Annotated in this window: 18 protein-coding genes and 1 tRNA gene; 13 read left to right on the top strand and 6 right to left on the bottom strand. The window is 62.5% G+C overall.

The genetic code is table 11. The features are described from left to right. Positions 1-190 precede the first annotated feature (190 nt). The 4 genes from M5G18_RS15275 to M5G18_RS15260 all read left to right on the top strand — a co-directional run bounded on the left by M5G18_RS15275 (position 191) and on the right by M5G18_RS15260 (position 6,697). Positions 191-1,843: a VRR-NUC domain-containing protein gene (locus M5G18_RS15275; protein WP_273899470.1), complete on the top strand. Its 1,653-nt coding sequence runs from the start codon at positions 191-193 to the stop codon at positions 1,841-1,843. Next, a complete protein-coding gene (locus tag M5G18_RS15270) occupies positions 1,840-4,158 on the top strand; it encodes an ATP-dependent DNA helicase (protein WP_273899471.1) in 2,319 nt (772 codons plus the stop codon). Before M5G18_RS15275 ends, M5G18_RS15270 begins: the two co-directional genes overlap by 4 nt. Positions 4,159-4,168: 10 nt before the next feature. Then, positions 4,169-6,088: a hybrid sensor histidine kinase/response regulator gene (locus M5G18_RS15265; protein WP_273899472.1), complete on the top strand. Its 1,920-nt coding sequence runs from the start codon at positions 4,169-4,171 to the stop codon at positions 6,086-6,088. A 72-nt stretch (positions 6,089-6,160) separates the two neighbouring features. After that, positions 6,161-6,697: a hypothetical protein gene (locus M5G18_RS15260; protein WP_007951411.1), complete on the top strand. Its 537-nt coding sequence runs from the start codon at positions 6,161-6,163 to the stop codon at positions 6,695-6,697. On the opposite strand, the gene M5G18_RS15255 is transcribed toward M5G18_RS15260, so the two are convergent. Beyond that, the gene (locus tag M5G18_RS15255; protein WP_273899473.1) at positions 6,596-8,059 is read right to left on the bottom strand and encodes a cation:proton antiporter; all 1,464 of its coding nucleotides are present in this window, start codon (positions 8,057-8,059) and stop codon (positions 6,596-6,598) included. The two genes, M5G18_RS15260 and M5G18_RS15255, sit on opposite strands and share 102 nt — an antisense overlap. A 132-nt stretch (positions 8,060-8,191) precedes the next feature. Beyond that, positions 8,192-9,346 carry a MalY/PatB family protein gene (locus M5G18_RS15250; protein ID WP_273899474.1) on the bottom strand — a complete coding sequence of 385 codons (1,155 nt, stop codon included), beginning with the start codon at positions 9,344-9,346 and terminating at the stop codon, positions 8,192-8,194. Positions 9,347-9,659: 313 nt separating this feature from the next. On the opposite strand from M5G18_RS15250, the gene fdnG reads away from it, so the two are divergent. From fdnG to fdhE, 4 genes are read left to right on the top strand one after another with little or no spacing between them, the layout of a single operon-like run. After that, positions 9,660-12,725 carry a formate dehydrogenase-N subunit alpha gene (gene fdnG / locus M5G18_RS15245; protein ID WP_273899475.1) on the top strand — a complete coding sequence of 1,022 codons (3,066 nt, stop codon included), beginning with the start codon at positions 9,660-9,662 and terminating at the stop codon, positions 12,723-12,725. Beyond that, positions 12,726-13,661 carry a formate dehydrogenase subunit beta gene (fdxH, locus tag M5G18_RS15240; RefSeq protein ID WP_273899476.1) on the top strand — a complete coding sequence of 312 codons (936 nt, stop codon included), beginning with the start codon at positions 12,726-12,728 and terminating at the stop codon, positions 13,659-13,661. Next, a complete protein-coding gene (locus M5G18_RS15235; protein ID WP_039768364.1) occupies positions 13,658-14,311 on the top strand; it encodes a formate dehydrogenase subunit gamma in 654 nt (217 codons plus the stop codon). The genes fdxH and M5G18_RS15235 overlap by 4 nt, the downstream gene beginning before the upstream one ends. Before the next feature lie 3 nt (positions 14,312-14,314). Further along, positions 14,315-15,241 (top strand): formate dehydrogenase accessory protein FdhE, encoded by a 927-nt coding sequence (gene fdhE / locus M5G18_RS15230; protein WP_273899478.1) that lies wholly within the window; start codon positions 14,315-14,317, stop codon positions 15,239-15,241. Between the two features lie 3 nt (positions 15,242-15,244). On the opposite strand, the gene M5G18_RS15225 is transcribed toward fdhE, so the two are convergent. Further along, positions 15,245-16,576: an ATP-binding protein gene (locus tag M5G18_RS15225; protein WP_273899479.1), complete on the bottom strand. Its 1,332-nt coding sequence runs from the start codon at positions 16,574-16,576 to the stop codon at positions 15,245-15,247. Then, positions 16,573-17,283 (bottom strand): response regulator, encoded by a 711-nt coding sequence (locus M5G18_RS15220; protein ID WP_273899480.1) that lies wholly within the window; start codon positions 17,281-17,283, stop codon positions 16,573-16,575. The genes M5G18_RS15225 and M5G18_RS15220 overlap by 4 nt, the downstream gene beginning before the upstream one ends. A gap of 164 nt (positions 17,284-17,447) precedes the next feature. Here M5G18_RS15220 and M5G18_RS15215 point away from each other — a divergent pair, with 164 nt between their 5' ends. The 5 genes from M5G18_RS15215 to M5G18_RS15195 all read left to right on the top strand — a co-directional run bounded on the left by M5G18_RS15215 (position 17,448) and on the right by M5G18_RS15195 (position 21,924). Next, positions 17,448-17,759, top strand: coding sequence for a hypothetical protein (locus M5G18_RS15215; RefSeq protein ID WP_007951398.1), 312 nt, complete (start codon positions 17,448-17,450; stop codon positions 17,757-17,759). A gap of 17 nt (positions 17,760-17,776) precedes the next feature. Next, positions 17,777-18,457 (top strand): DUF3313 domain-containing protein, encoded by a 681-nt coding sequence (locus M5G18_RS15210; RefSeq protein WP_273899481.1) that lies wholly within the window; start codon positions 17,777-17,779, stop codon positions 18,455-18,457. 51 nt (positions 18,458-18,508) lie between these two features. Further along, a complete protein-coding gene (gene selA, locus M5G18_RS15205; RefSeq protein WP_273899483.1) occupies positions 18,509-19,915 on the top strand; it encodes an L-seryl-tRNA(Sec) selenium transferase in 1,407 nt (468 codons plus the stop codon). After that, complete coding sequence (selB, locus tag M5G18_RS15200; protein WP_273899636.1) at positions 19,912-21,822, top strand: selenocysteine-specific translation elongation factor; 1,911 nt, start codon at positions 19,912-19,914, stop codon at positions 21,820-21,822. The genes selA and selB overlap by 4 nt, the downstream gene beginning before the upstream one ends. A 6-nt stretch (positions 21,823-21,828) precedes the next feature. After that, positions 21,829-21,924: transfer RNA gene (locus M5G18_RS15195), tRNA-Sec, on the top strand. Positions 21,925-21,931: 7 nt separating this feature from the next. On the opposite strand, the gene M5G18_RS15190 is transcribed toward M5G18_RS15195, so the two are convergent. Both M5G18_RS15190 and M5G18_RS15185 read right to left on the bottom strand, forming a co-directional pair. Continuing rightward, positions 21,932-23,215 (bottom strand): OprD family porin, encoded by a 1,284-nt coding sequence (locus M5G18_RS15190; RefSeq protein WP_273899485.1) that lies wholly within the window; start codon positions 23,213-23,215, stop codon positions 21,932-21,934. A gap of 99 nt (positions 23,216-23,314) precedes the next feature. After that, positions 23,315-25,936: a bifunctional diguanylate cyclase/phosphodiesterase gene (locus M5G18_RS15185; RefSeq protein WP_273899486.1), complete on the bottom strand. Its 2,622-nt coding sequence runs from the start codon at positions 25,934-25,936 to the stop codon at positions 23,315-23,317. Positions 25,937-26,042 lie beyond the last annotated feature (106 nt).

Here is a 26,042-nt window from a genome sequence, read left to right as displayed (position 1 = left end):
GCGTTCCTGTTCATTTCGACCATTGTCGGCCTCTAACGCGGTTGGTGCCATTACGCCGGTAAAAGTTCGATGGCCACCTGAAAAAATCCGCAATGAAGGTGCCACTGATCTTTTTCCGTTTGCGCCCGCCGGGGCAGGCTGGTATCTGTACGCATAACCAGTACTCGCTTGCCATGGCCCCGAAATCACCGTGACTGCCAATCCCCTCGACGACCCGTTCTATTACCTCAACAACTTTCGCCAGGTGCTTGATTGGCTTGAGCTTCGTTACGCCGATGCCATGAGCGAAGCGGAGCACGCCTTCATCCGCGATTTCAAGGCACTGCCGCGAGGATCCCAGGGATTACTGGTGCGGATGGTGATGCGCAAGGGCGTGCATTTTCGTGCCGGCAAGCTGAATTATCCGGAAATCGGCGACATCGCCGAGGCGGTGCAACCGCTGCTGGAGCACGGCTGGCTCGATGAACAGGCGCCGTTGTCGATGGCGGATCTGTTCGAGGTGTTGCTCAAGGCCGAGATCCTGCAAGCCTTCGGCCCGGCCATCGATCAGCCTAAAGGCAAGAAAGTCGACTGGCTGCCGTTGTTGCACGAACAATTCCCCGAGCCCCGCAGTTTTCAGCAATGGTGCCCAACGCTGGCGGATCGGCTGTTCAGCCTGACGCTGATGGACCTGTGCGACCGTTTTCGCCTGATGTTCTTCGGCAACCTCTATCAGGACTGGTCGGAGTTCGTGCTCGCCGACCTCGGCATCTTCACTTATGAAAAAGTCGAATTCAGCGCCGATTCCCGAGGCTTGCGCAGCCGTGCCGACGTCGATGCCTGCCTGTTTCTGCACGACTGCCAGCTGTATTTCGAAGCCGGCGAGCCGCTGGAGCCGATCGTCGAACAGATCGCGGCGCTGCATTTCGACAACCCGTGGCTGCAACGCCGGCGCGGCAAGCTGTTGTTCCAGATCGGCCAATACTGCGAGCGCCTCGGCGAATTCGCCCTGGCACTGAAGATCTATCGCGACTGCGCCTATCCCGGCGCGCGATTGCGGATGATCCGTGTGCTGGAGCGCAGCACCGAATATGCGTTGGCTCTGGAACTGGCGGTCATTGCCGAGCATGCGCCGGAAACCGCCACCGAACAGCAGGGCCTGCAACGGGTGTTACCGCGCTTGCGGCGCAAGCTCGGCGGGCCACCGATCAAACGCACGGCGCCGGGCCTGGTGGAGCGACTGGATCTGCACCTGCCGCGTCTCGATCCGGCGTTGTCGGTGGAATATCACGTTCAGGCGCACCTGCACGAAGAAACAGGCCCGGTGCATTACGTGGAAAACAGCCTGATCAATTCATTGTTCGGCCTGCTGTGCTGGCCGGCGATCTTCGCGCCGCTGCCGGGCGCGTTCTTTCACCCGTTCCAGCGCGGGCCGGTGGATCTGCCCAATGAAGACTTTCAGCCCCGACGCGCCGAGCTGTTTCAGGCCTGCCTGGCCGAACTCGACGATGGCCGCTATGCCGACACCATCCGCACGCGGTTCGCCGCCAAATGGGGCGTGCAGTCGCCGTTCGTGTTCTGGGGCGCACTCAATGAAGAACTGCTGGAGCAGGCCTTGGCCTGTCTGCCGGCCGAACATCTCAAGCACTGGTTCAGCCGTCTGCTGCTGGACATCAAGGCCAATCGTGCCGGCATGCCCGACCTGATCCAGTTCTGGCCGCAGCACAAGACCTACCGGATGATCGAAGTCAAAGGCCCCGGCGATCGTTTGCAGGACAACCAGTTGCGCTGGCTGGAGTTCTGCCACACGCACCGCATGCCCGTCGCCGTGTGTTACGTGCAATGGGCGGAGCAGGGCGCTTGAGCTACAGCATCGCGGTGCGGGCGTTGTGCGAGTTCACCGCGAAAACCGGTGACCTCGACTTGCGCTTCACCCCGTCACCGACCGCGCTGGAGGGGATTGCCGGGCATCGCACCGTGGCGTCCCGGCGCAACGACGCCTACCAGAGCGAAGTGGCGCTGGAGGGCGCATTCGGGCCGTTGAAGGTCAGGGGCAGGGCGGACGGCTACGACCCGACGCAGAACTGCCTGGAAGAAGTCAAAACCTACCGCGGCGACCTGAGCAAGCAACCGGCCAATCACCGTTCGCTGCATTGGGCCCAGGCGAAAATCTACGGCTGGTTGATGTGCTGTCGTTTGCAGCTTGAGCAGATCAATCTGGCGCTGGTGTACTTCGACATCGTCACGGAAAAGGAAACCTGTCTGGTCGAGGCGTTCAGCGCCGAAGCGCTGCAGCAGTTCTTCGAACAACAGTGCGGTTTGTTCCTGGCGTGGGCCGAACAGGAAATGGCCCACCGCGACGCGCGCAACCGGGCGGCGCAGCAGCTGGGTTTTCCCCATGCCGCGTTTCGCCCCGGCCAGCGCCACCTCGCCGAATCGGTGTTCAAGGCCGTCAGCACCGGCCGCTGCCTGATGGCCCAGGCCCCAACCGGGATCGGCAAGACCCTCGGCACCCTGTTTCCGATGCTCAAGGCGTTGGCGCCGCAGCAACTGGACAAGGTCTACTTCCTCACCGCCAAGACACCCGGACGCAAACTGGCGCTGGATGCGGCGCAAGTGCTGTTCGATCACAGCGAAACCTTGCCGCTGCGGGTGCTGGAAATGGTCGCCCGGGACAAGGCCTGCGAACACCCGGACAAGGCCTGCCACGGCGAATCCTGCCCGTTGGCCCAAGGCTTTTACGACCGCTTGCCCGCTGCCCGTGAGGCTGCCAGCCAATTGCGGCTGCTGGATCAGGCTGCGCTGCGAGACGTCGCGGCGCAGCACGCGGTGTGCCCGTATTACCTGAGCCAGGAAATGGCCCGCTGGGCCGACGTGGTGGTGGCGGACTACAACTATTACTTCGATTTCAGCGCGCTGCTGTTCGGTCTGGCCCAGTTCAATCAATGGAACGTTGCGGTGCTGGTGGACGAGTCGCATAACCTGGTCGAGCGCGGGCGGCAGATGTACAGCGCCACCCTCGATCAGGCGACACTGGGCAGCGTGCGCAAAACCGCGCCCGAGGCCTTGAAGAAGTCGTTGCAACGGGTCAACCGCGAATGGAACGCCCTGCACAATGACCAGTTGGCGCCGTATCAGGCCTACGACAAGGCGCCGGAAAAACTCTTGCAGGCGCTCTCTTCCTGCACGGCGAGCATCGGCGACTACCTCAACGATCACCCTCAAGGGCTCGACAGCGCGTTGCAGAACTTCTATTTCGAAATGCTGCAGTTCGGCCGGGTGGCGGAACTGTTCGACGCGCATTACCTGTTCGACATCAGCAAGCGCGACCTCGAGCGCAAACGCCCGCTGTCCCAACTGTGCCTGCGCAACGTGGTGCCGGCGGCGTTCATCGGCCCGCGCCTGACAGCGGCGCGCAGCAGCGTGCTGTTTTCCGCAACCCTCAGCCCGCGCCACTATTACGCGGATTTGCTTGGCACGCCGGCCGACACGGTCTGGATCGATGTCGAGTCGCCGTTCAGCGCCGAGCAATTGCAGGTGCAGATCGTCAGCCGGATTTCCACGCGTTTCACGCACCGTCAGGCATCGCTGGAGCCGATTGTCGAGCTGATCGCCCGCCAGTTCAGCGAACGTCCGGGCAACTATCTCGCGTTCTTCAGCAGTTTCGACTACCTGCAACAGGTTGCGCAGCTGCTGGCCGAGCGACACCCGCACATCACCCGCTGGCAGCAATCCCGGGGCATGACCGAAGGAGCGCGTCAGGACTTTCTCGATCAATTCACCGCCGACAGCCAGGGCGTCGGTTTTGCCGTGCTCGGCGGCGCGTTCGGCGAAGGCATCGACCTGCCCGGCGCACGCCTGATCGGCGCGTTCATCGCCACTCTCGGGCTGGCCCAGCTCAACCCGGTCAATGAACAGATGAAGCGGCGCATGGCGGCAATCTTCGGCGCCGGCTACGACTACACCTACCTGTTCCCCGGCGTGCAGAAAGTGGTACAGGCCGCCGGGCGGGTGATCCGCACCCAGCAGGATCGCGGCGTGGTGATGCTGATCGATGATCGCTTTGCCGAAAGTCGCGTCCGCCAGTTGCTGCCACGCTGGTGGCACCTTGATCTCGCAGAAGCACCTTTCCAATCCGCTGGTTTGACGCATACTCCAGTGATTGAAAACCTGCTTTGAGCCAAGCCTGATGAGCGAGAACAAGAAGTCCGCTGCGATCGAAGAGATGCGCTTTCGTTTGCTGATCGATGCGGTGGTCGATTATGCGATCTACATGATCGATCCCGAGGGCATCATCACCAGCTGGAACTCCGGCGCCAAACGTTTCAAGGGATACGAAGAAGCCGAAATTCTCGGCGAACACTTTTCCCGGTTCTACACCGATGAGGACCGTGCCAACGGTTTACCGCAACGGGCGCTGGACACGGCGATCCGCGAGGGCCGGTTCGAGGGTGAAGGCTGGCGGGTACGCAAGGACGGCACGCATTTCTGGTGCCACGTGGTGATCGATCCGATTTTCAGCCCGAGCGGGCAACTGCTCGGGTTCGCCAAGATCACCCGCGACCTGACCGACCGCAAGATGGCCGAAGAAACCCTCAAACAGAGCGAACAGCAGTTTCGCCTGCTGGTGCAGGGCGTCACCGACTATGCGATCTACATGCTCAGCCCCGAAGGCCGGGTGACCAACTGGAACCCCGGCGCGCAGCGGATCAAGGGTTACAAGCCGGATGAGGTCATCGGCAAGCATTTCTCGATGTTCTACACCCCGGAAGACCGTGAGGCCGGTGAACCCCAGCGAGCCCTGGAAACCGCGGTGCGCGAGGGCCGCTTCGAGAACAAGAGCTGGCGCCTGCGCAAGGACGGCACGCGGTTTCTGGCCCATGTGGTGGTCGATGCGATTCGCGGCGACACCGGCACCTTGCTCGGTTTTGCCAAGATTACCCGCGACGTGACCGAGGCTACCCAGGCGCAACAGGCCCTGGAGAAAACCCGAGAAGCGCTGTTCCAGGCGCAGAAAATGCAGGCCATCGGCCAACTCAGCGGCGGTATCGCCCATGACTTCAACAATCTGCTGACGGTGATCCTCGGCAACCTGGAAATCGTGCGCAAACGCCTGGGCGACGACCCGAAAGTCAGCCGTCTGCTGGAAAACGCTACCCAGGGCGCACTGCGCGGCGTGTCGCTGACCCAACGCATGCTGGCCTTCGCCCGGCGTCAGGAACTCAAGACCGAACCGATCGAAATTCCGAAACTGGTGCAGGGCATCACCGGGCTGTTGCGCAGCTCACTGGGGCCGGGGATCCGCATCGAAACACAGTTTCCCGAAGACCTGCAAGCGGTGCTGGCCGACAGCAACCAGCTCGAACTGGCGGTGCTCAACCTGGCGACCAACGCCCGCGACGCCATGCCCGAGGGCGGCAGCGTCACCATCAGCGCTGAATCTGAAGGGGTGCTTGAACAGCGCGATTCGACGATGGCGGCAGGGCGCTACGTTTGCCTGAGGGTGACCGATACCGGTGAGGGCATGGACGCTGAAACGCTGGCGTCGGCGACCGATCCGTTTTTTACAACCAAAGGCTTGGGCAAGGGCACAGGTCTGGGGTTGTCGATGGTCCATGGCTTCATCGAGCAACTGGGTGGCCGCTTCATTCTGAAAAGTACCAAAGGGCAGGGCACCACCGCTGAACTGTGGTTGCCGGTGGCCGTCGACGGCGTTGTCGCCAAACCGCTTGGCCCGATGGTGTCCACCGATACAGTGCCGCGCCTCAGCGTGCTGGTGGTGGACGACGACAGCCTGGTGCGCACCAGCACGGTCCTGCTGCTGGAAGACCTCGGCCATCGGGTGATCAGCGCCAGTTCCGGCGCCAAGGCATTGGAGTTGTTCGATCAGGGCGAGGTCATCGATCTGATGATCACCGACATGGCCATGCCGCAGATGAGCGGTGCGCAACTGGCTCACGCCGTGCGCCTGCTCAAGCCGGACCTGCCGATCATCCTCGCCACCGGTTATGCCGAGCGCCTCGAAGGTTTTGCAGCGGGCTTGCCGAGACTGTCGAAACCGTTCAATCAGCTGAATCTGGTGGAGATCATCGCCCAGTCGATGAAGTGAACCGGGGCACAATCGGTCTGAACTTGTCCGGAGCGCGGCGCCTCCAAACGCTTTGTTTCGGAGCGTTCCACCGTGCCACGCATATTGACCCAACCGACCGCCGAAGAAACCCTGAACGAACATAACGCCAAAATGTTCGGTTCACCCAAAGAGCGGCTGGATTTCTACCGACGGGAAATCCAGTACGAAACCAGCATCCTGGCCAACCGAACCGACGCCTACCTGGCGGCGCAATCGTTTCTGGTGATTGCCTTCGCGTCCTGCATGGCCAACCTCAACCCCGAGTGGGGCAAGTTGTTCACCCTGGTGGTGCCACCGTTCCTGGCCTTGCTCGGCCTGCTCAGTTCGCTCAATGCCTGGCCGGGGATTCGTGCCGCCTACGACATCATCGATCATTGGCATTTCAAGCAGAGTGAATTGCTGCGCAGCGAACCCCTGATGGGCCTGGCTTATGACGAATCGCCGCTGTTCAGCGAAATGGAGTCGAGCCACAAGGGGTATCGCAAGTCACTGCTGTTTTCCATTCGTACGCCGTGGATCTTTGCCACGTTCTGGATGTTGCTGGGCAGTTATGCCTTCTACATTCAGGTGACCAACCCGGGAAGCTGAAGCACCACCGCGCTCTTCGGGTTTGCCCGGTTTTTGACGCCGCTCGTAGCGGGCCAGAATCGGCTGGGTGCTGACGCCGTGCAGCAGAATGCTCAGCGCCACCACCGACAGGGTCAGGTCGGTACACAACATGCCCACGCTGTCGCCCAGCCCATGGTTCAGCGCATAGAAGAGGTAGAACAGACTGCCGATGCCACGAATGCCGAACCAGCCGATCAATAACCGTTGGCGCCCAGCCAGCAGCGATCCCCACGGCATCAACCCCACGCAGACCGGGCGGATGACACAGAACAGCACGCCGCCGACCAGCAGCGCCCGCCAGTCCCAGTGACTGACCAGCACCACGCCCAGCAGCGTGACCAGAAACACCTCCATCGCCCGCTCAACCAGACTGCCGAAGGCGAGCATATCGCCCATCATGATCCCGGCGGCCACCTGGCTGTCTTCCAGTCGTTCGGTATCGCCGTGCACCGCGTGCTGCGGCTCGACGTTCTGATGACCGACCACCGGTTGCACCAGATGCTCGGCGGGCGGTTGGTGGGCGCCGGTGGATTTGACTTCCTCCTGCCGCAACCCCAGGCCGGCGGCGAATACCGACAGAAACCCGTAGCCACCAATGGATTCAGCCACCACATAGGCCAGCGCGATCAACGCCAACGCCAGATAGTCGTTGGGGCTGAGGGTGCTGTCATCGTTGCGGATGCGCAGTGACAAGGTCAGACGGCCGATGCCGCGGCCCATCCAGTAACCGCAAAGCAACCCGGCGGGCACGGCCCAGAGCAGGCTGCGCAACACCCAGTCGGGCCATTCAGCGGCAAAACCTTCACCGTTAAGCAGTAACAGGCCGAGGATCACGAAGGGAAAGGCAATCCCGTCATTCAGTCCGGCCTCACCGGACAGGCCGAATCGCACGCTGTCGACGTCCCGCGCATCGTTGACCTGCACCAGCGCCGCGAGCACCGGGTCGGTCGGGGCGAGGATCGAGCCGATCAGCAACGAAGGCCCCCACGGCATGTGCAGGCCGAAGTGCAACAGCAGGCACACGCCGGTGATGGTCAGCACCATCACCGGGCCCGCCAGGCCGAATGCGATCCGCCAGCGCTTGTCGCGCAACGGCAAACGCAGCTTCAAACCGCAGACGAACAGGGAAAACAGCACCGCGACCTCGGTCAGGTGCTCCATCCACTTGGAGGCTTTATCCAGCGGCAACTCCAGCAGATCGAGCCCGACCGGGCCGATGCCGATACCCAGCAGCAGACACACCGCCGACGTTGTCACCGGCATCCAGCGCAGGTACGACGACGTCAGGGCTAGGGTCAGCAGCACGGCGCCGAGAACTGCCACCCAGATGATAAATGTCATGGTTGCCGGCCCGTCCTCACCCTCGCGACCCGTTTGGGGGCCTTGAATGTATTGAGACGCGTCCGGTGCGCCGGTTCACTTTTTCCTGCGGCCACTGTCTGGAACAGCCTCCGCATTCAGATCACGGCAGCGTCAGGCCTTGCGTTCGGCCAGGCTGCGCGCCATCCGCGCAATCCCTTCTTCGAGCATCGAACGCGGGCAGCCGAAGTTCAGGCGCACGAACTGCTGGCTTTGATCGCCAAAATCCAGGCCCGGGCTGAGGCCGACGCGGGCGTGGTCCAGGAAGAATTTCTGCGGATCGTCCAGATCCAGCGCCGAGCAGTCGAGCCAGGCCAGGTACGTGCCTTGCGGGACATTGATGGTCACGCCGGGCAAGCGGTTGCGCACGGCGTCCACCAGCCAGTCACGGTTGGCTTGCAGGTAGTGTTTCAGCGCTTCAAGCCATGGGCCGGCCTCGCTGTAGGCCACGCGGGTGGCTTCCATGCCCAATGGGTTGACGCTGTCGACCATGCCGCAACGGGCGTGGTTGACGCGCTCGCGCAGGGCGGCGTCCTGGATGATCATGAACGAGGTCTTGAGACCGGCGATGTTGTAGGCCTTGCTCGCTGACATCAGGGTGATGGTGCGGCGGGCGATTTCCGGGCTCAGGGACGCGGTCGGAATGTGGACGCGGCCGTCGTAGCACAGCTCGGCGTGGATCTCGTCGGAGATGATCCAGGCGTCCTGCGCCACGCAGATGTCCGCCACCGCTTGCAGTTCTTCACGGCCAAAGACCTTGCCGATCGGGTTGTGCGGGTTGCTCAGGAGCAGGGCGCCGCCACCGGTCAGGGATTCACGCAGTGCGTCCAGCGGGGTGGCGTAGCTGCCGTCGGCCTGGGCATTGAATTCCAGTTCGATCTTGTTCAGGTCCCAATGGCCCGGCGCATGGCGCAGCGGCGGGTAGTTCGGGGTTTGCACCACGACGTTCTGCTGCGGTTGCACCAGAGCCTTGAGCGCCATGTTGAAACCCGATTCCACCCCCGGCAGGAAGATCAGCTCTTGCGGTTTGACCCGCCAGGCGAACTTGTTCCAGAGGTCGGCGACGATCGCCTCGCGCAGGTTGTCCTGGGCCACGCTGTAGCCAACCAATGGGTGCAGCAGGCGTCGTTGCAGCGCCTCGATAACCACCGGCGGCGCGGCGAAATCCATGTCAGCGACCCACATCGGCAACACGTCGGCCGGATAGCGGCTCCACTTGGTGCTGCCGGTGTCGTGGCGGTCGAATACCTGATCAAAATCGAAAGTCATGCGCGGTCTCTGAAGGCGGAGATGGGTCGTGCCGGCGATGATAAACCCCAAGTACTGCGGGAGCCACATTACCTGTGGGAGCTGGCTTGCCAGCGATGGCGGTGGGTCAGTCAATATTCATGTCGGATGTGCCGACGTCATCGCTGGCAAGCCAGCTCCCACAAGTATTCATATATTTGCCCGACGGTCGGTTTTCACACAAGCGGCGGAGGCGTTGTCTACAGTGAAAAGATCGGCATTCGTTTGCCGCAACCGTGATTGTCCAGAACAAACCCGGCTCAAGTACCGGGTTCCACCTGATCAGGAGTGCACGATGGATCTCAGCCGTCGTCAGTTCTTCAAGGTCGCCGGTATCGGCCTTGCAGGCTCTAGCCTGGGCGCGTTGGGCATGGCCCCGACGCTGGCCTTCGCCGAGCAGGTGCGCCACTTCAAGCTTGCCCACACCCATGAAACCCGCAACACCTGCCCGTATTGCTCGGTCGGTTGCGGCTTGATCATGTACAGCCAAGGCGATGCCGCGAAGAACGTTGCGCAAAACATCATCCATATCGAGGGCGACGCCGACCACCCGGTCAACCGCGGCACCCTGTGCCCGAAAGGCGCCGGTCTGCTGGACTTCATTCACAGCCCCGGCCGCTTGCAGTACCCGCAGGTGCGCAAGCCCGGCAGCAGCGAATGGACCCGGATCACCTGGGACGAAGCCCTCGACCGCGTCGCCGACCTGATGAAGGCCGACCGCGACGCCAATTTCGTCGAGCAGAACGCCCAGGGCCAGACAGTCAATCGCTGGCTGACCACCGGATTCCTCGCAGCTTCGGCAGCGTCCAACGAAGCGGGCTACATCACCCACAAGGTGGTTCGCAGTCTCGGCATGCTGGGGTTCGATAACCAGGCGCGTGTCTGACACGGCCCGACGGTGGCAAGTCTTGCCCCGACGTACGGCCGTGGAGCCATGACCAACACCTGGACCGATATCGCCAACGCGAATCTGATCCTGGTGATGGGTGGCAACGCAGCAGAAGCCCATCCTTGCGGCTTCAAATGGGTGACCGAAGCCAAGGCGCACAATGCCGCACGGCTGATCGTGGTCGATCCGAGGTTTACCCGGACCGCGTCCGTGGCCGATTACTACGCGCCGATCCGCACCGGCAGCGACATCGCGTTCATGGGCGGGCTGATCAATTACCTGCTGACCGAGGACAAGATCCAGCACGAATACGTGCGCAACTACACCGACGTGTCGTTCATCGTCAAAGCCGGGTTCGGCTTCGAGGACGGACTGTTCACCGGTTACGACGCGGCCAAACGCAGCTACACCGACAAATCCACCTGGGGTTACGAACTGGGGGATGACGGCTTCGTCAAAGTCGACCCGACCCTGCAGGACCCGCGCTGCGTCTATCAACTGATGAAGCAGCATTACAGCCGCTACAACATCGACCTGGCGAGCCAGATCTGCGGGATGCCGGTCGATGCGATGCAGAAAATCTGGGAGGAAATCGCCACTTGCTCGACCCCGGGCAAGACCATGACCATTCTCTACGCGCTGGGCTGGACCCAGCACTCGATCGGCTCGCAGATCATCCGCAGCGCGGCGATGGTGCAACTGTTGCTCGGCAACGTCGGCATGCCCGGCGGCGGGGTCAATGCCTTGCGCGGGCACTCCAACATTCAGGGCCTGACCGACCTCGGCCTGCTGTCCAACGCGCTGCCGGGTTACCTGACCCTGCCGACCGACGCCGAGCAGGATTACGCGGCCTACATCCATAAACGCACGCAAGTACCACTGCGGCCGGGGCAATTGTCTTACTGGCAGAACTACAGCAAGTTCCACGTCAGCCTGATGAAAGCCTGGTACGGCGCCAATGCCACCGCCGAAAACCAGTGGGCCTACAGCTATCTGCCGAAACTCGACATCCCCAACTACGACATCCTCAAGGTGTTCGACCTGATGGGGCAGGGCAAGGTCAACGGCTACATGTGCCAGGGCTTCAACCCTATTGCCGCGTTGCCGGACAAGAATCGGGTGATGGCGGCGCTGGCCAAACTCAAATGGCTGGTTGTGATGGACCCGCTGGCCACCGAAACCTCGCAGTTCTGGGAACACGTCGGGCCGTTCAACGATGTGAAGAGCGCCGACATCCAGACCGAAGTGATCCGCCTGCCGACCACCTGTTTTGCCGAAGAGGACGGCTCGCTGGTCAACAGCAGCCGCTGGCTGCAATGGCACTGGAAAGGGGCCGACGGCCCCGGCGAGGCGCGCACTGACGTGCAGATCATGAGTGCGTTGTTCCTGCGCCTGCGTGAGCGTTATCAGGCCGAGGGCGGAAAATTCGCAGAACCGCTGTTGAAACTGTCGTGGCCGTACAAGATCGCCGAAGAACCCTCGCCTGAAGAGATCGCCAAAGAGGTCAACGGCTACGCCACTACTGACTTCACCGACGCTACGGGCGCGGCGATCAAGGGCAATTCGCAACTGGCAGGGTTCGCCCAGCTCAAGGATGACGGCAGCACTGCGTCCGGCTGCTGGATTTTCTGCGGCAGCTGGACCGAAGCCGGCAACCAGATGGCCCGCCGCGACAACAACGACCCTTACGGCATGCATCAGCACCAGGGCTGGGCCTGGGCCTGGCCGGCCAACCGACGGATTCTGTACAACCGTGCTTCTGCGGACGTCGCCGGCAAGCCGTGGGATCCGAAAAAACGCCTGGTCTGGTGGAACGGCAAGACGTGGGGCGGCACCGACGTGCCGGACTACAAGGCCGACGTGCCGCCGGAAGCCGGGATGAACCCGTTCATCATGAACCCCGAAGGCGTGGCGCGGTTCTTCGCCGTCGACAAGATGAACGAAGGGCCATTCCCCGAGCACTACGAGCCGTTCGAAACGCCGATCGGCATCAACCCGCTGCACCCGGACAACAAGAAAGCCACCAGCAACCCGGCGGCGCGGATCTTCGATTCGGTATGGGACAGCCTCGGCGTGGCCAAGGATTACCCGTACGCCGCCACCAGCTACCGGCTGACCGAGCATTTCCACTTCTGGAGCAAGCACTGCAAGTTGAACGCGATTGCCCAACCCGAGCAGTTCGTGGAAATCGGCGAAGTGCTGGCCAAGGAGAAGGGCATCGCTGCCGGCGACCGGGTGCGGGTCAGCTGCAAGCGCGGGTTCATTGAAGCGGTGGCGGTGGTGACCAAAAGGATCCGGCCGTTGCAGGTCAACAACCAGGTGGTGCACCAGATCGGCATCCCGCTGCACTGGGGTTTCACCGGCCTGACGCGTCACGGTTACCTGACCAACACCCTGGTGCCGTTCCTCGGCGATGGCAATACACAGACCCCGGAATCCAAGTCATTCCTGGTCAACGTGGAGAAACTATAAATGGCCAGCCAAGACATCATTGCCCGCTCGGCCACCACCACGCCGGCACCTTCGATACGCGGTCAGGAACAGGTGGCCAAGCTGATCGACACCACCAAATGCATCGGTTGCAAGGCGTGCCAGGTCGCGTGCTCGGAATGGAACGAGCTGCGCGACGAGGTCGGCCACAACCACGGCACCTACGACAATCCGCAGGACCTTAGCGCTGATTCATGGACGCTGATGCGCTTCACCGAGCACGAAACCGACGCCGGCAACCTCGAATGGCTGATCCGCAAGGACGGCTGCATGCACTGCGCCGAGCCCGGTTGCCTGGCGGCGTGCCCCAGCCCCGGCGCGATCATCAAGCACGCCAACGGTATCGTCGATTTCGATCAGGACCACTGCATCGGTTGTGGTTACTGCATCACTGGCTGCCCGTTCAACATCCCGCGCATTTCGCAGAAGGACCACAAGGCCTACAAATGCACCCTGTGTTCGGACCGGGTGGCGGTAGGGCTGGAACCGGCCTGCGTGAAAACCTGCCCGACCGGTGCCATCGTGTTCGGCACCAAGGACGACATGAAGACCCACGCCGCCGAGCGCATCGTCGACCTGAAAAGCCGTGGTTTCGACAATGCAGGCCTGTATGACCCGGCAGGCGTCGGCGGCACCCACGTCATGTACGTGCTGCATCACGCGGACACCCCGTCGATATACGCCGGACTGCCCAACGATCCGGCCATCAGTCCGTTGGTAGGCCTGTGGAAAGGCATCAGCAAACCGCTGGCGCTGCTGGCCATGGGCGCGGCGGTGCTGGCCGGGTTCTTCCATTACGTGCGGATCGGCCCGAACCGGGTGGAGGAAGATGAACATCCCGAACCGCCCGACACCTCGGTGCACGTCGTCGATCCGGCGGTGCACACCTTCGACCCACGCGGGGAGGGCCGGCCATGAGCAACAAGACGATCCTGCGCTACACCGCCAACCAGCGCACCAACCACTGGCTGGTGGCGATTCTGTTCTTCATGGCCGGGCTGTCGGGGCTGGCATTGTTTCATCCGTCGATGTTCTGGCTGACCAATCTGTTCGGCGGCGGGCCGTGGACGCGGATCCTGCACCCGTTCATGGGCGTGCTGATGTTCGTGTTCTTCCTTGGCCTGGTGTTTCGCTTCTGGCGCTCGAACTTCTTCATCGACAACGACTGGAAGTGGCTGCGGCGCATTGACCGGGTGCTGGTCAACGACGAGGAAACCGTGCCGGCGGTGGGCAAATACAACGCCGGGCAAAAGCTGCTGTTCTGGACTTTACTGCTGTGCATGCTCGGATTGCTGTTCACGGGACTGGTGATCTGGCGCGCGTATTTCAGCCATTACTTCGGCATCACCACGATCCGCTGGGCGATGTTGCTGCACGCACTGGCGGGGTTTGTGCTGATCCTGAGCATCATCGTGCACATCTACGCCGGAATCTGGATCAAGGGCTCGGTGGACGCGATGATGCACGGCTGGGTCAGTCGCGCCTGGGCCAGGAAACACCATGCACTCTGGTATCGCGAGGTGGAGAGCAAAGATCCGCCAGAGCGACCGGTCACGAAAAAGGGCTGACAGTTGCCAACCATCCTTGAACCCGGAGAAATCGAAGCGGCGGCCAGTTCACCGCCGTTTCTGCACCTGCCGCCGCACAACCTGTTCATGCTGCGGGCCCAGCGTCTAGAACGTTTGGCCGAAGGGCATCCGCTGGTCGATTACCTGCATTTGATCGCCGGGTTGTGCCGTGTCCAGCAACAGATCTTCGACGAGCCGCCCTCGACCGCGCCGCTCGATGAACAGCGGCTGGAAGTCTGCCGGCAACACGGCATGCCGCCGTTCGCCGCCGACACCCTGATTCGCGAGGACACCTGGCAGCTGTATCTCGAAGCCTTGCTCCAGCGTTATATCGCCCCCGAGCAACCCGCGGTGGTCGAGGCCGTGACCACGCTGCGCATCGCCAGCCCCGGTCAGCTACGGGCGTGGGCCGTGGCGCTGGTCAGCGGCCAGTATTCGCTGGTGCCGGCGGCGCTGGTGCCGTTTCTCGGGGCGGCGCTGCAAGCGGCGTGGAGTCACTGGCTGCTCAGTGCGCCAAACCTGCAACTGTCGCCCGGCGACAGCCTCAGCCAGTGCCCGGCCTGTGGCTCGCCGGCCATGGCCGGGGTGATCCGCCATCGCGGCAAGCACAACGGCCTGCGTTATCTGGTGTGTTCGCTGTGCGCCTGCGAATGGCATGTGGTGCGGGTCAAGTGCGTGTATTGCGAGCAGAGCAAAGGGCTTGAATACCTGAGCCTTGAGGATGACCGCCATGCCGCCAATCAGGCGCCGCTGCGCGCCGAAGTCTGTCCGGGCTGCAATAGCTACCTGAAGTTGTTGTATCTGGAGAACGACGGGGAGGGCGAGGCGCTGTCGGCGGATCTGGGCAGTCTGCTGCTCGACATGCGCCTGGCTCAGGACGGTTTTCAGCGTCTGGCGCCGAATCTGTTGCTGGCGCCCGGCGACGAATAAGCCTCAGCGATGGGGCAATTCAACCCGCGCGCGCAAGCCGCCGCTGCGGCGATTGCGCAAACTCAGTTCGCCACCCTGTTCCCGAATGATCCCCCGGGCCGCCGAAAGACCGAGCCCGACACCGCCGGTGTCACGGTTGCGCGAGGTCTCGAGACGGAAGAACGGGTCGAACACCCGCTCCAGCGCGTCCTCGGGAATTCCCGGCCCCTCGTCAATGACCTCGATGCGAATCGACGTGTCATCGCTGCTCAGCACCACGCTGGGGCGCTGTCCGTATTTCACCGCGTTATCCAGCAGATTGACGATGACCCGTTTGATGCCCAGCGGCCGGCCGTCATACACCACATGTGCCGGACCGATGAAACCGATGTCGATGTGCTGATCGCGGTAGTCATCGACGATGGTTTGCAGCAACTCCGACAGATCGAACGCGGTGGATTGCTCCAGGTGGGTGTCTTCCCGGAAGAACGCCAGGGCGGCGTTGATCATCGACTGCATTTCCTCGATGTCGCGGATCAGCTTGCCCTGATGGTCGAGGTCTTCCATGAACTCGCTGCGCAGGCGCATCCGGGTCAGCGGGGCGCGCAAATCGTGGGAGATGGCAGCGAGCATGTGGGTGCGTTCGCCGATGAAATGCTGGATCTGCGCTTGCATCGTATTGAACGCGACGATGGCCTGACGGATTTCGTGCGGGCCTTCGAGGTGGATTGGCGGCGCTTTCAGATCTCCGCCAAAACGCCGCGCGGCATGGGCAAAACGCTGTAATGGCTGGGCCAATTGGCGTGTGGCGAGCCAGGCGACCAGCAACGTGGCAACCAGACCCAGGGCAACGATCACGGCAATCCGCACGTTCAGGCTCAGGCCCCAACTGCGCTCCGGCGGCGTGAATGAGAGCCAGCTGTCATCCGCCAGCCGCACGAGCGCCATGTAATGCGCGCGAGGGCTGCCGGCGGGCCAGTCGTCGGGGTTGAACACGTCGATCTGCCGGTCATTGCCAAGCAATTGCCGCAGCGCCGGCACTTTTCCGGCCTCGACCTGTTCGCCATCCCCAGGCAGACCGAAGTCGACCCGACGGGGTTTCCACACCACTTCCAGCATCGGGCTGCTGGCGGCACTGGCCAGTTGCGGGCGCAAGTTCGCCGGCGCTGCCTCGATCACTCGGGTGGTCGCGGCAATCTGCTCCAGCAGCCCGGTGCGCTCGATCGGCGGCCGGGCCCAGATCCCCGCGACCTGAACGAACAGCGCATTGAGCAGCAGCGACGCGAGCATGGCCGCGACGATTGTCAGGGCAATCCGCCGGCTGAGGGTGTCGCGTCGCAGCATCCGGCCGATCATGAGCGGCTCACCTTGGCGGTGAACATGTAGCCGCCGTTGCGCACGGTGCGGATCAGGTCCGGCCGCTTGCTGTCCGGTTCGATCTTGCGCCGCAGCCGGCTGATCTGCACGTCGATGCTGCGGTCATAGGCGTCGTGACCCTGGCCGTGGGTCAGGTCGATCAACTGCTCGCGGGTCAGGATGCGTTGCGGATGTTCGAGCAACACCAGCAGCAGGTCGAATTCGCCGGCGGACATCGGAATCATCACGCCTTCGGGCGAGCGCAGTTCGCGGCAGGTGATGTCCAGATGCCAACCGGCGAAGGCCATGACCGGCCGTGAAGGCTCGCCAACCGACGGGGTGTTTTCACCGACCCGACGTTGCAGGGCGCGCACCCGGGCCAGCAATTCCTGCGGGGCAAAGGGTTTGGTCAGGTAGTCGTCGGCGCCCAGTTCCAGGCCGACAATTCGGTCGCTCAACTCGGCCATGGCAGTGAGCATGATGATCGGGATGCCCATCTGCGCCCGGACCTTCTGGCACAGGCTCAGGCCACCCTCGCCGGGCAGCATCAGGTCGAGGATGATCGTGTCCGGCCGTGCCTGCGCAATGGCCGCCCACATGGCCTCGCCATGGGCGGCGACATCGACCTGATAGCCGTGCTGAACAAAGAACTTCTTCAGCAAGGACAGAATTTCCCCGTCGTCATCGACGATCAGCAATCTGCTCACGTTTACGCAATCCACGAACCCAAAAGAAGCGCATCTAAAACCATTTCGATGCGCCGGTCATATATTTCAATCCTGCAACATTCCTTCAGCGCGGACATCAGCCGGACATCGTCGGGCAAACATCCGCAGGCACTCTGCACGCCTTCCAACCAAGGGGGCTCAACATGAAGGACATGAACAGCGGCTACATCACCCGGGACCATGGCGCCGTGCGCCCGTTGATCCTGACCCAGCGCACCACCGCACCGGGCCCTGACACGCCGATCCTGTTCCAGGAGACGTGCCTGGGGCTGGCCAACGATCAGAGCCAGTTGATCCTGCGCCGCTATTTCGAGCGATTCAGCCCGACCGAAGCCCATTGGGTCGAATACCTTCACACGATTCCTACCGCCGAATTCATCCAATGGATCATGACCCACGGCCAGTTGCGCATCGAATGCTCCGACAACACCCCGCACAACCACGTCCACGCCTGAAAAAGGAAACACCCTCGATGAGTAACCATCGCTCACTGGCCGTGCTGTTTGCCGCCACCCTCAGCCTGTCGGCGTGCAGCAGCAAGAAGCTTCCGGCCGAGCCGCAGGCCGGGTTTCTACGGGATTACAGCGTGCTCAAGGAAGGGCAGACCGCTTCGGGGCAGAAGATTCTGAGTTGGGTCAGCCCGACACTGGCGAGGGGCCGTTACACCCAGGTTTATCTGGCGCCGAGCCAGTTCTATCCACGGCCCCAGCCTTCGCCGCGCATTCCCCAAAGTACCTTGTCGGGCGTGACGCATTATTACGACGCAGCCCTCAGGCTGGAGCTGGGCAAGGTGCTGCCGCTGGCGTCGAAACCCGGCCCGAACACGCTGATCGTCAAACCGGCCATCACCCAGGTCGCCGCCAGTACTCAGGGCCTGCGTTTTTATGAATGGCTGCCGGTGACGCTGGTTGCGGCGGGTGTGAGCACTGCCACAGGCATTCGTGACCGGGACAGTGAGATCGCCACCGAAGTGTCCTTCGAGGACGGTTCGACCGGGGAAGTCGTGGCCGAGGTGGTGCGCAAGGGCAAGGGTGTGCCGCTGGAGAACGACAAACAGGTCATGACGCCCGATAACGTGAAAGCCGTACTCGATGGCTGGGCCACGGACCTGAGTCAAACCTATGTACCGGTTCAGAGGGCCGCGCTGCGCTAGAAGCAGGGTGGTCTAACATCATCAGGCGTATTTCGATTTCGGGAGTGCCTGATGTCCGTGAGTGTTGCCCTGCGGTTACCGTCCATTGACAGCCTGTTGCGCCACCCCGCGTGCCAGCCTTTGGCCGAGCGTTACGGGCGCGAGGCCCTGTTGACGGGGTTTCGCCAGTTACTGGATGACTTGCGCGAAGCGGTGGTGGCGGGGCAACTGACCGCCGTTGAAATCAGCCCTGAAGCACTCGCCGGAAGGGTCGCCGAACGTCTGGCTCTGAAGCAGCGCAGCCAGGTGCGCCGGGTGTTCAACCTGACCGGCACCGTGCTGCACACCAACCTCGGCCGGGCCTTGTTGCCCCAAGAAGCCATTGACGCTGTGCAACTGGCGGCGCGCTATCCCTTGAATCTGGAGTTCGACCTGGCCAGCGGCAAGCGCGGTGACCGCGACGACCTGATCGAAGGCCTGATCCGCGAACTGACCGGCGCCGAAGCCGTTACGGTGGTCAACAACAATGCCGCCGCCGTGCTGCTGACCCTCAACAGCCTCGGCGCGCGCAAGGAAGGCATCATTTCCCGGGGCGAGCTGATCGAGATCGGCGGGGCGTTCCGCATCCCCGACATCATGAGCCGCGCCGGCGTGCGCCTGCACGAGGTCGGCACCACCAATCGTACCCACGCCCGTGACTACGAAGCCGCAATCAGCCCACGCAGCGGCCTGATCATGCGTGTGCACGCGAGCAACTACAGCATCGAAGGCTTCACCGCCCGGGTGCCGACCTCCGAACTGGCCGCGTTGGCCCATCGGCATGACCTGCCGCTGCTCGAAGACCTCGGCAGCGGCAGTCTGCTGGATCTGACCCGCTGGGGTCTGCCGGCGGAACCGACGGTGCGCCAAGCGCTGCTCGATGGTGCCGACATCGTCACCTTCAGCGGCGACAAATTGCTCGGCGGGCCCCAGGCGGGAGTGATCGTCGGGCGCAAGGACCTGATCGCGAAGATCAAGAAAAACCCGCTGAAACGCGCGTTGCGGGTCGACAAACTGACCCTGGCCGCACTGGAAGCGGTGCTCGGGCTCTATCGCGACCCGGATCGTCTGGCCGAACGCTTGCCGAGCCTGCGCCTGTTGACCCGCCCGCAAGCCGACATTCTGGCCCAGGCCGAACGCCTGCAACCGGCCTTGTCCGAGTTGTTGGGCGAGGGCTGGACCGTCACGGCGGAGCCCGCGTTGGGCATGATCGGCAGCGGCAGCCAACCGGTGGCGCGCCTGCCAAGCGCAGCGCTGTGCCTCCGCCCGCAAGTATCGAAGCGCCTGCGCGGCCGTTGCCTGCTGAATCTGGAAGCCGCGCTGCGCGCCTTGCCGATCCCGGTGCTCGGACGCATCGATGACGACGCGTTGTGGCTGGATCTGCGGCAACTCGACGATGAACCGACGTGGCAGGCGCAACTCGGGCAGTTGCAAACGTGATCGTCGGCACGGCAGGGCACATCGACCACGGCAAGACGTCACTGCTCGAAGCGCTGACCGGGCAAACCGGCGACCGCCGCCCGCAGGAACGCGAGCGCGGGATGACCATCGACCTCGGCTATCTGTACGCAGAACTGGCGCCCGGCGCCGGGCTGACCGGTTTCATCGACGTGCCGGGCCACGAGAAATTCACCCACAACATGCTCGCCGGTGCGCAAGGCATCGATCTGGTGTTGCTGGTGGTGGCGGCGGATGACGGCGTGATGCCGCAGACCCGCGAACATCTGGCGATAGTCGAGCTGCTGGGCATTCCACGGGCGCTGGTGGCGATCACCAAGTGCGACCGGGTCGAGGCGGGCAGGGTAGAAGAGGTTCGCCGACAGATTGAACGCCTGCTGGCACCCGGGCCCTATGCCGAAGCACCGTTGCTGACGGTTTCCAGCGTGACGGGCGAGGGCGTCGATGCGCTACGCGAGGCATTGCTGCAGATAGAAGGCGAGGAGCGCAGTCACGAAGGCGGATTTCGCCTGGCCATCGACCGGGCGTTCAGTGTCGCCGGCGCCGGCATCGTGGTGACGGGGACGGCGCTTTCGGGCTCGGTCGCCGTGGGTGACAAACTCAGCCTCGGCCCGGCGGGAAAAACCGTACGGGTCAGGGGCCTGCACGCGCAGAATCAAGCCGCCGAACAAGCCTTCGCTGGCCAGCGCGTGGCCCTGAACATCAGCGCGGACCGTCTGGAACTCGGGCAGATCCATCGCGGCCAATGGTTGCTCGCCGAATGGCTGCACGCACCGACCCAGCGGCTGGACATCGAGTTCCGACTGCTGCCGGGCGAACGGGTTTTCGAGCATTTCCAGCCGGTGCACCTGCATATCGGCACTCAGGACGTGATCGCCCGGGTCGCCTTGCTGGAAGGCTCGAGCCTGGCACCCGGCGAGCGCATGTTTGCGCAACTGCTGACGAACGTCCCGGTGCACGGTGTCCACGGTGATCCGCTGATCCTGCGTGACGCCAGCGCCCAGCGAACCCTTGGCGGCGGGCGCGTGCTCGATCCCTTCGCCCCGGCCCGCCAGCGCCGCAGCCCGGAACGGCTGGCGCAACTGCGTGTGCTGTCGATCAGCTCCGAGCTGGAACAGGCCTTGCCGACGTTGCTGGAATACAGCGAAAGCGGCCTCGATCCGCAGCGCCTGGAGCGTCAGTTCAATCGTCCGCGTGACAGTTGGTCACTGCCGGACAACGTCCGCCTGATCGAAACCCGGCAAGGGCCGGTGCTGTTCAATGCGCAGCGCTGGGGCATGCTCAAGTTCACCCTGCTGGAACAATTGGCGCGCTTTCATGAACTGGAGCCCGATCAAATGGGCCCGGATCGCGACCGTCTGCGGCGTTTCAGCGGTTTGAGCCTCGAACGCGCGACCTTCATCAGCCTGCTCGAAGAACTGCTCGGCGCCGGTTCGCTGGTCGCGAGCGGCCCGTGGCTGCATTTGCCCGACCATCAAGTGCGCCTGAGCACCGACGACGAAATCCTGTGGCAGGCGCTACAGCCGTTGTTCGAACAGGCCGGCTTCGATCCGCCGTGGGTTCGTGATGTGGCGAAAGTCGTCGGTCAGGAGGACGCGACCGTGCGTTTGCTGCTGCGCAAACTGGCGCGTCTTGGCGTGATGCATCAAGTGGTGCGCGACCTGTTTGTCACCGACATCACGCTGCGGCAAATGGCGGCAGTCCTGCTGCGCCTGGCCGAAGAAAATCCGCAGATCGAAGTCACGGCATTCCGCGATGCGCTAGGCTTGGGACGCAAGCGCAGTATTCAGATCCTCGAATACTTCGATCGGCTGGGCCTGACCCGGCGCGTCGGCGAAGGCCGGCAAATCCGCTTCGACAGTGCGCTGGCCAACCCCGGCGCCGACTGAGTTCAAGGAAGGCAATCGCGCCCGGTGGCGCGGCCGGGCTTCAAACCCGGTTGGGGACGGCATCCGTTCCCGGGCAGGTTCGACTCCGGCTGCCTTCCGCCAGTTTCCCTCAAAAGCCCAACGGGTACTGAATCACCACGTAGATCCGGTCGATGTCATCGCCCGCCTGGGCGCTGTTGGCCCGGTGCGACACGTGGGACAGCTGCACCGACAGATCCTTGGCCGCGCCGGACTGGACGATGTAACGCAGATCGATGTCGCGTTCCCAGTGTTTGCCGCCGTCCCCTTGCTGTGGCTGGTATTGCCCGCTGTCCGCGTCAAACGGGTTATAGGCACCACCCTTGGGCGCGTGGGTGCCGTCGATGTGGCTGCCGGCGACGTAGCGGGTCATGAAGTTCAGCCCGGGAATGCCGAAGGCGCCGAGATCCAGGTCGTAACGCGCTTGCCAGGAGCGCTCGTGGGCGCCGTTGAAGTCGGCGTATTTGATCGAGTTGGCCAGGTAGATGGAATCGCCACCGACAAAATCGAACGGCGTGTCGCCATTGATGCGCTGCCAGCCGAGCATCACCGCGTGGGCGCCGAAAGTGTATTTGCCCGAGAGGCTGAACGCGGTGTTGTCGATGTCGCCGGCCCGTGCCTGACCGGTGTCGCGGGTGTGGTAGACGTTGGCGTCGAGCAACAGCCCGGACTGTTTGAAATGCAGGTTGGCGTAGTACTGGCGCCAGGTGTCGCTCAGATCGGACGCATACAGCGCACCGCCCACCGGGCTGTCGCTGAACAGGTCGGTGCCGATAAAACTGATGCTTTCGCCTTGGGTGCTGGCGCCATAGCCCTGAAAGTCGCCTTTGCCGGAAGAGCTGTCCTGGTTCTTGAACGCCGTGAAGCGCCCGGCGACAAGGCGCGCGTTTTCTATCTCATGGCTGTCGAGCAGAAACCCCGTGGCATATTCCGGTTGCAGGCGTTTGTCCGAAGTGTCGAACACCGGCGTTTCCACGGTCATTTCACCGAAGGCGAGGGTGGTTTTCGAGGCCTTGAGCTTCAATGCACCGCCGGCGCTGGAATAGTCGCTTTCACTACGGCCGTCACTGTCCACCGGCAACAGTCCCGTGCCGGAATGCCCCTTGCCGCCATCGAGTTTCAGTCCATAAAAGGTGTGGGCATCGAGGCCAAATCCGACGGTTCCTTGCGTGAAACCGGATGCGAAAGTGCCGATAAAGCCCTGAGCCCATTCCTGTTTGTAGTTTTTCCCGGCGGGCGAGGGCGATCGGTAGTCGTTGCTCAGGTAGAAGTTGCGGCTGAGCACTTCGGTCTTGGCGTCGTCGAGAAATCCGCTGGCAAATGCCGAGTCGGCCATTGCGCAATACAACAGTGCCAAGGCGAAACGCGGTTGCATGAAACCTTTCATGTGTCAGTGACCGGCCGTGATGGAAGTCGCCGGATACTGAAGTAAACCGTCGCGCCGCGATTGAGCGGATGTGCTGAGTCAGCGTCCTCAGGTCACCCGGCCTTTTCGCGGCCTGGAAGGATCGACAGCAGCGGCTCTTGATGCCTGCAGAAGACTGGCGAAGGCCGCCTTGTCGATCGGGCGACTCATGTAATAACCCTGCACTTCGTTACATTGATCCTTGCCCAGTATGTCCAGCTGTTCCTCGGTTTCGACGCCTTCGGCGGTCACGGTCAGCCCCATCGCTTTACCGAGTCCGATGATGGCCTGCACCACCGCCCGATCATTGGCGCCGGTGCTGATGGAAGCAATGAAACGTTTGTCGATCTTGATGCCATCGAACGGGTAGGCCCGCAGATAGCCAAGGGAGGAATAACCGGTGCCGAAGTCATCCATGTTCAGGCGCACGCCCAGTTCCTTGAGCGCGGTCATGGTGGTCAACGCGCCGTCCGTGTCGTTGAGCATCACGTTCTCGGTGATTTCCAGCTCCAGCCGGCTAGCCGGGAAGCGAGTGCCAACCAGCACTTCGCGTACATCTTCGACCACATCGCTGATCGCAAACTGCGCAGGTGACAGGTTGACCGACAGGAGAATGTCCGCCGGCCAGGTCAGTGCCGTTTCACAAGCCTCACGCAGGACCCAGCGGCCGAGGGGAACAATCAGGTCTGTCTGTTCGGCCAGCGGAATGAACAAATCCGGCCCGAGCAACCCTTTGGCAGGATGCTGCCAGCGCACCAGTGCCTCGACCGAGACGATTTCCTTGCCATCGACCTTGTATCGGGGTTGATAGTGCAGCACGAACTCATTGTTCGTCAGGGCACTTCGAAGGTCGTCCTCCATCTGCCGGCGGGTCTGGATCTGATCGCTCATGTGCGCTTCGAAATAGCACCAGGTGTTCTTGCCTTCGGATTTGGCCTGGTACAGCGCAATGTCCGCGCAACGGATCAGCTCGCTCGCCACGTAGCCGTGACGCCGGCTCAGGGCGATTCCGACGCTGGCGCCGATGTGCAACGGTTGCTGTTCGAAGAGGATGGGCTGATGCAGGCTGCCGATCAGGCGTGTGCAGAATCTGTCGATCTCCTGATGCGTGTCCATGCCGCAGAGCACAACGACGAACTCGTCACCGCCCAGACGGGCGACGATATCGTGGTCGCGCGTGCATTCTCGCAGTCGACCGGCGACCTCGTGCAGAACGGCATCGCCGGCCGGGTGCCCGAGTGAGTCGTTGATGGGCTTGAAATTGTCCAGGTCAATCATCAACAGCGACACCGGCGGGGCGTGCTCCTTGAGCAGCAGAGCGTCGTCCAGATAGCGCGACAGTTTGTTGCGGTTGGGCAGACCGGTTAGGGCGTCATGCAAAGACAGGTGCTGGATCTGCGCATGCGCGGCAACTTCGTCGGTAATGTCGCTGGCGGTGCCGCGATAGCCGACGAGCGTTGCGCTTTCCATGATTGGCCTGGCCGAAAGACGGCAATGGCGCTGCTGCCCCTTGCAATCGCGGTAGGTGCACCGCAAGTCGCTGGCATTGCTGTCCTCGTTGAGCTTTCTCAACCACAGATTCAACGGTGTTGTGTCGCATGCCAGCAAGTGCCCGATGCCTTGCCCGATCCACTGTGCCTGCGGATAGCCCGTAACCGCACTGAACCGGGCAGATAAATAGGTGATGGACAACTCCTGGTCCACTTCCCAGATCCAGTCGGAAGCCGCTTCGGCCACCGCGCGGAAACGCTCTTCACTGGCTTCCAGCGCACGGTTGGAAGCCAGCAGTGCCTGGTTCGAGGCCTGCATCGCTTCAACGCTGTTGTCGACATACCGTGAAGAGCGCAAGGCATGCCGGAAGAACCATGCCGTCAGCGCCATCAACACGATCAACGCGGGACTCAGGGTTGGCAACAATGACCACAGCAGGTGCTGACCCGGTCGCTCCAGATCCGCAACGAGGCTATATCCGGTACTGTCCAGCGCAACGCGCGGCTGTCCCGGGTCAATGGTTTCGTCCGGGGCCAGGGTCAGATTGTTCAGTCCATAACCGCTGCCGATCTTGCGCAGCTTTGTGGGCGTCAGTTTGTCGACGAATACCAGCACCGATGTCTTGTGTGGATCACCCACCGGACGTTCATCGTTGGGAATGATCGCCGCGGCGGTGACCAGCGCCGGCCAGTCCTCGAACAAGGCATAAGTGCTGACGGGTTTGGTCAGGTCCGGCTGATTCTGCACTTGTTCGATCAGGCTCATCGCCGGCACCTGGAGAAAAGCGGGCATCTGCGCATCAAGCAATTGCCCACGGACGACGGCATATTGGGTGCGCTCCCGATCCAACACGAACAGACCGTCATAGCCGTCGTTGGTGAACAAGGTCTTGCCCATGTTCTGCTCGTTGTAGGCCCAGTTCGTGTCGACGGTGCCACTCAAACGTTCATAGGCTGTCGTCCAGTAGGCATAACTGGTGATGTAGTTCTTCGATGCGGTGATCCGGTTTTCCAGCGCTCGGGCCGAATAGAACCGGACATCATTGATGTCGTCTTCATCCAGCTGGCGGGCGATACCGAGCAGCGCGGCAGTCGCCGCGATCACTCCGGCAATGAACAGCGCACCCACTGCAATGGCCAGGCGCCGGGTGACAGGGCCCTGAAGGTCGGGTAACGGCGTCGCACGGCTGGAAATATCCATTCGCTCGTCCTTGATCCGGGTTCTACCCCATCTAGAACATCGCCAGCCTCGGGATGTTCAGAACTTGTGCGAAACGTGTATTGGATCGGGTAACGAATTCTGCACT

Origin of the sequence: Pseudomonas aphyarum (assembly GCF_028657055.1) — a bacterium.
GTDB lineage: Bacteria > Pseudomonadota > Gammaproteobacteria > Pseudomonadales > Pseudomonadaceae > Aquipseudomonas > Aquipseudomonas aphyarum.
The sequence above is the reverse complement of the archived record's forward strand: the minus strand, read 5'-3'. Positions and strand labels throughout refer to the sequence as shown.